General features: G+C 75.0%; 8 protein-coding genes and 1 pseudogene. All 9 read right to left on the reverse strand.

Annotated features, from left to right (window positions below; translation table 11 throughout):
* On the reverse strand, window positions 1–1,837 hold a 1,837-nt coding region (locus DN069_RS36060; RefSeq protein ID WP_116513719.1), incomplete at its 3' end, for a LysM peptidoglycan-binding domain-containing protein.
* A gap of 8 nt (window positions 1,838–1,845) precedes the next feature.
* Window positions 1,846–2,238, reverse strand: coding sequence for a hypothetical protein (locus tag DN069_RS36065; RefSeq protein ID WP_111507478.1), 393 nt, complete (start codon window positions 2,236–2,238; stop codon window positions 1,846–1,848).
* 44 nt (window positions 2,239–2,282) lie between these two features.
* A complete protein-coding gene (locus DN069_RS36070) occupies window positions 2,283–2,732 on the reverse strand; it encodes a TadE/TadG family type IV pilus assembly protein (RefSeq protein ID WP_111507479.1) in 450 nt (149 codons plus the stop codon).
* Window positions 2,729–3,121 carry a TadE/TadG family type IV pilus assembly protein gene (locus DN069_RS40660; protein WP_279387955.1) on the reverse strand — a complete coding sequence of 131 codons (393 nt, stop codon included), beginning with the start codon at window positions 3,119–3,121 and terminating at the stop codon, window positions 2,729–2,731. The genes DN069_RS36070 and DN069_RS40660 overlap by 4 nt, the downstream gene beginning before the upstream one ends.
* Complete coding sequence (locus tag DN069_RS40665) at window positions 3,118–3,354, reverse strand: hypothetical protein (protein WP_165845792.1); 237 nt, start codon at window positions 3,352–3,354, stop codon at window positions 3,118–3,120. Before DN069_RS40665 ends, DN069_RS40660 begins: the two co-directional genes overlap by 4 nt.
* Before the next feature lie 18 nt (window positions 3,355–3,372).
* A complete protein-coding gene (locus tag DN069_RS36080; RefSeq protein ID WP_111507481.1) occupies window positions 3,373–4,254 on the reverse strand; it encodes a type II secretion system F family protein in 882 nt (293 codons plus the stop codon).
* Window positions 4,251–5,138: a type II secretion system F family protein gene (locus DN069_RS36085; RefSeq protein WP_111507482.1), complete on the reverse strand. Its 888-nt coding sequence runs from the start codon at window positions 5,136–5,138 to the stop codon at window positions 4,251–4,253. Before DN069_RS36085 ends, DN069_RS36080 begins: the two co-directional genes overlap by 4 nt.
* Window positions 5,135–6,589: a TadA family conjugal transfer-associated ATPase gene (locus DN069_RS36090; protein ID WP_243640232.1), complete on the reverse strand. Its 1,455-nt coding sequence runs from the start codon at window positions 6,587–6,589 to the stop codon at window positions 5,135–5,137. The genes DN069_RS36085 and DN069_RS36090 overlap by 4 nt, the downstream gene beginning before the upstream one ends.
* Window positions 6,579–7,033, reverse strand: a pseudogene (locus DN069_RS41150) (hypothetical protein); the annotation flags it as partial. The gene DN069_RS36090 and the pseudogene DN069_RS41150, both read right to left, overlap by 11 nt.

Genomic DNA, 7,033 nt, shown 5'->3' on the forward strand with positions numbered 1-7,033 from the left:
GGTCGCCCGCTTCGGCCGCCGCTCCGCCGGCCGTGGTCGCGCCGCCGGGCGCGCAGCAGGCCGTCCGCGACCTGGACCTGCTCGGCCGCGCACTGCGCAGCATGGCCCGCAACGTCGCCCGCGAGGGCCGGCGACTGCCGCCGCTCAACGTCGTCCGGGTCACCCCCGCGCACACCGTCGAGCTGCACCTGGTCGCACCCTCGCCGCCGGTCGCACCCTTCCGCGCCGCGCACGCGTCCACGGTGTGGTGGTGCACGCCCGACGCACCCGGCCTGCTCGGCCCCGAGGCGGCGGCCGAAGCGGGCGACCCCGGCGACGCGGCCGGGGGCGTCAGCGTCGGCAGGTACGGCCCGGGCGCGGGTGGCGTGGGAGGGGGCGGCAGGGGCACCGGCGGCATGGCCGTGACGGCGGGTTCGAGCGGTGGCTGCGGCGGACGGCCGGAGGCTCGGTGCTGTGGCGCCTGACGCGGCGGCATGGTCCGACGGCGGGAGCGGCGCAGCGCGACGGTTCCGAGCAGCACCGCGCCCAGCACGCTGGTGCCGGCGGCGACGGCGAACTGTGTGGGCGACTGGTGCCCACCGTGAACCTTGTCGCCGGAGGCCGAGGCGGAGGCGGATCCGGCCGCGGTCGTCGGAGCCGACGTGGGCGCGGGCGTCTGTGTGGGCGTGGCGCTCGGCGATGGGCCGCCGCCCTGGCCGTGGGTGAACGCGCCACCGCCGCCGCTCGGCGAGGGCGCGGCCGTCGCGCCACCGCTCGGGCCGGGGCCGGGTGTCGGCGTGCTCACCGGCGGAGGGGGTGTGGGCGCGGGAGGCTGCGCCCCCTGCAGGCCGCCGCTGTCGGAGTCGTCGGGGCTGGGGATGGTGAGCCGCATGCCGGGCTCGATCAGGTTCGGGTCGGTCAGGCGGACGCCGTCCGGCGCGGTGACGCCGCGGTTGGCGTCGAAGATCTGGGGCCAGGCCGTGGCGCTGCCCAGCTCGTGCTGGGCGATCGCGGAGAGCGTGTCGCCCGGACGGACCGTCACCTCCGGGTCGTGCGCGCCCCCGGACGCGGCGGCGGCTCCTGGCCGAGCCGGACCCGGCACCGACCTCGACGCCGCGCCGGAGCCTTCCCCCGGCCCAGCGGTCTGCACCGCCTGCGCGTCCCGCGCGTCCCGCGGCAGCAGCAGGTCCCAGCCGGGCTGCAGCGGGCGCTCCGCGTCGAAGACGCGGTGCTGCGCGTCCATCACCCGGCCGTCGTTGAGCGCGGCGATCTCGCGCCACCGCTCGCCGGAGCCGAGCGTGCGCTCGGCGATGCCCCACAGTGTGTCGGCGGGACGGGTGGCGCGCACCAGGTAGTGCGGGTGGTGGGCGGCCTGCGCGGTCGCCGCCGCGACGGGGGCGGCCTCCGGCGCGACCGCCTCGGAGAGGGCCGAAGCGGACACCGTGTCAGGGGACAGCGGCGCGCCGACCGCCAGGCGCGGCGCGGGTGCGCCCGTCGCGGCGAGGGCTCCGCCCGCCATCGGGACCAGCGTGAGGATCGCGCCGACCAGCCCGCCGGCGAGCCGCTGGCTCCAGCCGAGCGCCGGGAGCCGCCGGGCCACCCGGCCGCGCAGCTGCGCCGGGATCTCGACGAGCACCGAGACGGCGAAGGCGAGCCAGGCCAGCCAGCCGACGACGACCAGCGCCCACAGGAAGAGGTTGCCGTTGTCGGGTGTGGTCAGCAGCTGCGTCAGCGAGCTCTGCTGCGGCCGCGCGTGGAGCGCGATGGCCCAGGTGCCGTAGCCGAGCACGGCGGGCAGGCCGACGAGCAGGGCGAGCAGTGTGACGAGCGCGCCGAACGCGCGCAGGAAGGTGCGCACGATTTCCCTCACCCCTCGATGCCGGTGACGCCGTAGACGAATTCCGCCTCGCCGCTGCCGCTGACGGTCAACTGCGAGATGCCGATCAAGCCGAGCAGTTGCGTCGGGTAGGACGCGGTGACGGTGACCCGGCAGACGTCGGGGCGCGGGAAGCTGAGGGTGTAGCCGCCCATCTTCGCCCCGCTGACGTAGGCCGCGCCGGCCTGCCGCGCCCAGTCCGTGTCGAGGCGGTAGACCCCGCTCAGCACGCCGGTCGGGTCGACCTGCTCGCACGCGGCCCGGGCGGCCTCGCGGGCGACCGCGTCGGCGTGCTCGCCCTCGTGGAGCTTCCCTCCGCCGTCGAAGGCGAGCCCGGCGAGAGCGAAGAAGGCGATGACGCAGCCGACCACGAAGATGGACACCGCGCCCTGGTCCTGCGCCGACCCTCCCGCCGCCCCTCGCCCTGTCATCCCTTGCCCCGGTAGGTGTCCACGACGGAGGTGAAGTCGCCCCTCACCGGCTCGTTCAGGCTGAGCAGGCCGAAGTCGATCCGGACCGTGCAGGTCCCCGCGGCCTCGACGACGTTGTAGTAGCTCGCCGGAGGCCGTGGCGGCGCCGCAGCGACCCCGTTGACGCCCACCAACCCCACCGACCCGACACACTGCGAGAGTCCCCCCTGCTTGAGAACGACGTCCGCCGCCGCGGTCATGTTGTCGCCGACCTTGGCCGGATCCCGCGTCAGCGAGCCGGAGCGCGCGGCGGCCTGGACGGCGGCGGCCATGGTGCCCCGGTCGTCCTGCAGCGTCCCGACGGCGATGACGAAGCCGAAGAAGGCGAGGACCACCGGCAGCACCACCACCGTCTCCACGGACAGGGATCCGGCCTCGTCCCTGCCGCGTCTCCGCGCCGCGCTCATCCGTTCGCTCCCACGAATCGTTCGACCGGCACGGTCACCGGCACCGTGATCTCCGGGCCGTCGAACAGGCTGCCCAGCACGGACCGCACCCGGCAGTGGACGGTCACCGTGACGGTGTGCGCCCCCGCGTCCTGGACGGGCGCGTCGACCTGCGGGTCCTTCAGCAACCAGCCGCCGCGCCGCAGGAAGTCGGACGCCACCCGCGCCGGGTCCCTGCTCCCCGACTGCGTGTCGGCGGCGACCGCGGCACCTTCACGCGCGGCACCGAGCGCGACCTGGCGGTCGAACCACCACGACGACGCCTGCACCACGAGCAGCACGAGCAGCAGCAACACGCCGAACAGCATGACCAGTTCGATGGAGAACGCGCCGTCGTCGCCCCGGCTCAGTGGATCTGGGTCGACTTCGTCTTCACGAACTTCGTGATGACCACGACGAGAGCGCCGGCCACCAGGAACAGCCCGACGGCCAGGATCACCAGCTCCACGCTGAGCGCGCCCAGTTCTCGCTTGCTGTGCACCTGGCGCGCCCGGGCCCTGACCCGGTCGGCACGAGACCCCACCCACGTCCACACCATGAGCACCGGCAGCAGTTCGTCCGGTACGCGACGGCCACGGAACATCTGTCATCTCTCCTTCGCTCATTGCAACATCCGGGAGACCGCCGGGAAGGCGACGAGCACGGTGAAGATCATCACCAGCACCGTCCCGGGCAGCACCATGCGTTCGCTCACCACGTTGGCTCGGGCCAGTTCGTCGGAGAGCAGCTCCGAGCGCAGGTTCGCGGCCCGCGCGCGGAGGGTCCTGTAGACGGCGGCGCCGTCGGTGCCGGCCAGCCGCATCGTGTCGGCCAGGTCCTGGAGCGGGGTCAGGCCCAACTCCTCGGCCAGGTCGTCGAGGCCGTCCCAGGGCGGGCGGCGGTCCAGGGTGGCGCGGTCGAGCGCCGTGGAGATCTGTCGAAGCACCGGGCCGCTGCCGACGCGGGCGGCGCTCAACAGGGCCTCGGCGGGACCTCGGTCGGCAGCCCGTTCCAGCGCCACCAGCTCCAGGTAGGCGGCGATGGCGTGCAGGTAGTCCACCCGCGCCTCGGCGGCCTGGTCCCGCAGCAGCAGGTCCGGGAGGAACCACATCAGCGCGGCCAGGGCCAGCGAGCAGACGGCGGGCACCAGCACCGGGAGGGAGACGCCCACCATCGAGGCCATGAAGGCGATGTAGGGAAAGAGCACCAGGCCGATCAGTGCGCTGATCAGCTTCTGCGCCAGATGCCGCTCGGGCGTCCGGCCGACCAGCGCCAGCTCGCGGCGCGGGATCGTGACGCCTGGCAGGTTGCGCAGCCGGGCGCCCAGCGCCTCGTAGAAGCCGCTCGGCACCGCGCCGGTGACGGGCTCGCCGGGGGCCACCGGGTCGGGGTGCAGCCGCTCCAGAGCGGAGCCCAACTGCGGGGGCGCGGGGCGCAGTTCGGCGACGAACAGGGCGAGGCCGAGACCCGCGAGCCCGCCGGTCAGCACCAGCCAGGTGATCACGTCTCCTCCTCCTGTGCCGCCGGGCGCACGCGGGAACGCCGGTCTGCCTCCAGGAAGCGCGGCACGGGCCGGTGGGTGGCCATCGACGCCATCCAGGCGACGACCGCGACCAGCGCCAGCACGACGCAGCCGAGCACGATCTGGCCGAGCGGGGTGGCGTACGGGGCCGCGTAGGACGGGTTGAGCGCGATGACCCCGGAGACCGCGACCAGGACCAGCACCAGCCAGCGGATCGTGGCGCGGTGCTTGGCCCGGTCCGCCTCGATGGCGCGCCGCTGGCGCACCTCCTCGCGCACCGAGTCGGCGGTGTCGGCGAGCGCCGAGGCCAGGCCCGGGCCGCGGTCGCTGATCCGCAGCAGCAGCGTGGCCAGCACCTTGTCGGCGGTGGCGTCGCCGAGACGGTCGCCGAACAGGCGCAGCGCCTCCTGCGGGCTCGTCCGCGACTGGATCCGGCCGACCAGCTCCACCACGTCGGCCTCGATCGCGGCGGGGGCGGTGCGCAGGCTGCCGGTGATCGCCTGCTCGACGCCGAGCCCCAGCAGCAGCACGTCGGAGAGGCGCTGGGTCCACTCGGCCAGCGCCTCCAGCCGGTCGATGCCCTGCTGCTGCGCCATGGTGGCGCGCAGGAACCAGGGCAGGCCGAAGACGAGCAGCGGCACGACCAGCAGCGACACCACGTACCCGCTGAGCAGCCAGCCCAGCACGGCACCGGCGAACGCGACGACCAGTTGCAGCCGTCGCCGCTCCTGTACCGCGCGCGGCAGTCGGACGCCGCGCCGGGGCGCGGTCTCCGGCTCCTGCGCCGACCCGCGGCCGTAAAGGACGAGCGCGAGCACGCCGCCGAGCAGCAGCGCGCCGCAGCCGGCCCAGACCAGCACGGTCATGCCACACCCCCGACTCCGCCGCTGTTGACCCGCAGGCCGAGCGCGGTCGCCCAGGACCCGTAGGGGTGGTCCAGCAGCGCGGCGTCGAAGCCCGCGCGGCGCAGGTCGTCCAGGCACGCCGGAGGCGTCTGCGGCACCGCGCGCGGCTCGGGCCAGACCGGTCGGCCCTGCACGTCGACGCCGCCCTTGCGCGGTCCGAACACGGTGTTGAGCGCGGGCCGTCCCTGCTCGCCCAGGCCGGCGATCTCCAGGACGTGGGAGACGAAGCGGTGGCGCCGTCCGCCGATGCCGGTCTCGTCGATCATCGTCACGTGCACGACGAAGTCGAGCGCGTTGGCGGTGAGCCGGTAGGCGAGCTGGTCGGTCATCTGCGCGCCGTACTCCAGGCAGAGTTCGGCGATGCGGTCGACCACCATGTGCGGGGTGCGGGCGTGGAGCGTGCACATCGAGCCGCCCTCGCCGTTGGTCATCACCCGCAGCATCGGGACGACCTCGGCGGAGCGGACCTCGCCGACGATGATCCGGTTCAGCGTCATCCGCAGCGCGGCGGGGATCAGCTCGCCGATCGTCAGCTCGCCGGCCGGCCGGCCGTCGACCCGCTCGCCGTTGCCCTCGCGCGCCTCCATCGGCACCACCTGGCGCAGGTGCCCGAGCGTGTGCAGCCACAGCTCGAACTCCGACTCCAGCGTGCCGACGCGCTCGTCCGGCGAGATCTCGCCGGCCATGGCGCGCAGCAGGCTGGTCTTGCCGACGCCCTGGGTCCCGGTGATCATCACGTTCTTCCGGGCCCGGATCGCGGCGGCCAGGAACGAGGCGATGGTCGAGTCGACGGTGCCGAGCTGGACGAGGTCGCCGAGCGTCGCGCTCTGCACGCGGTGGCGCCGGATCGCGACGTACGGGCGCGGCGTCACGTGCGTCATCGCCTGCAGCCGCATGCCGCCCTCCAGGCGGAGCGCGAGCATCGGGCTGGCGACGGAGAGGCTGCGCTCGCCGCCGCCGTGACGGCGTGCCAGGTCCTGCAGCAGTTCGACGAGTTCCTCGTCGCTGTCGGCGACGGGTGGGACCTGCCGCAGCGGCTGGTTGGCCTTGGAGATCCAGACGTCGTCGCAGCCGTTGATGAGGATGTTCTCGATGTCGGGGTCGTCCAGGTAGGGCTGCAGGCGCCCGGCGCGGAACAGCAGGTCGAAGACGACCTCGGCGAGCGCCCGGTCCTGGTCCCTGGTCGGGGCGACGCCGTGGGCGACCGCGTACGCGTCCGACCAGCGCGCCACCGCGTCCTCGATCAGCGCGCGCCCGCGCTGACGCCGTCCGGCGGCGTCGGCGGGCACGCTCGACGGGGCGTTGCTGAGCTGCTCGAACAGTTCGGCGGCGACCTGCCGCTTCAGCTCGCGGGCGACCTTGGCGTCGACGACGAGGTCGGCGGCGAGCCGGTCCATGGGCTCAACGGACACGCGCGACCTCCCCGCCGCCGTGCTCCTCGTCCGCCGGCCGGAACTCCTCCGGCGCGGGCGGCCGCGGCGCGTGCTCGGCGAGCGGCGGCATCGCCACCATGTTCGGCGGGTTGAACGGATCCCCCGCCCCGTCCGCGGTCTGCGCCGCCGCCCGCCCGGACTCGGTGTGCACCGCCTGCAGCCGCGCCGCCTGCCCGGGCGTCACCGGCCCGATCGGCGACTGCGCGGGCCCACTGGGCGCCACCGCCCGCGCCCCCAACTCCGCGGCCGCCGCCAGATCCAACACCTCTCGCACGGACCACGGGTCGGCCCCAGGGCTCCCTCCGGGCGACACCGTCACGGGCCCCGCCGGGGTCGTGACCCACGGGCGCACCTCGGGGTCCCCGGCCGCGGCCGCGGGTGCGGGCCACGGGTGGGCGGCGGGTGCCGGTTGGGGTGCCGGGG

Source organism: Streptacidiphilus pinicola (assembly GCF_003258295.1).
Taxonomy (GTDB): domain Bacteria; phylum Actinomycetota; class Actinomycetes; order Streptomycetales; family Streptomycetaceae; genus Streptacidiphilus; species Streptacidiphilus pinicola.

What these genes read in the sequence shown, in the direction of transcription:
- DN069_RS36070 (WP_111507479.1), bottom strand. Translation starts at nt 2,732, where the DNA reads ATGAGCGCGGCGCGGAGACGCGGCAGGGACGAGGCCGGATCCCTGTCC.
- DN069_RS40665 (WP_165845792.1), bottom strand. Translation starts at nt 3,354, where the DNA reads ATGTTCCGTGGCCGTCGCGTACCGGACGAACTGCTGCCGGTGCTCATG.
- DN069_RS36085 (WP_111507482.1), bottom strand. Translation starts at nt 5,138, where the DNA reads ATGACCGTGCTGGTCTGGGCCGGCTGCGGCGCGCTGCTGCTCGGCGGC.